The organism is Myroides injenensis M09-0166, from assembly GCF_000246945.1.
Taxonomy (GTDB): Bacteria; Bacteroidota; Bacteroidia; order Flavobacteriales; family Flavobacteriaceae; genus Flavobacterium; species Flavobacterium injenense.
Genome location: NZ_BAEX01000203.1, coordinates 1 through 240, shown reverse-complemented (window position 1 = coordinate 240; position 240 = coordinate 1). Strand labels below are relative to the sequence as shown.

At 36.7% G+C, this 240-nt stretch carries 1 protein-coding gene; it reads left to right on the top strand.

The genetic code is table 11. The annotated features are described in order from the left end of the window. Positions 1-240, top strand: a 240-nt coding sequence (locus RH98_RS15820) for an MBG domain-containing protein (RefSeq protein ID WP_010258288.1), incomplete at both ends; no start/stop codon positions are given.

Below are 240 nucleotides of genomic sequence, written 5' to 3'. Positions count from 1 at the left end.
ATAGTGACACACAAGATCAGGTATTACACGGAGCATTATCTCGCGAGCAGGGAGAGAATGTAGGTACTTATGTTATTAGTCAAGGAACACTATTGGCTAATGATAACTATATTTTAGATTTTACGGATGCTACTTTAGAAATTACATCAGCGAGTTTAAAAGTTGAGGCAGATGCTATGACCAAAACATATGGAGATGTAGATCCTCCTCTTCTTACTTATAAAGTATCAGGCTTACAAC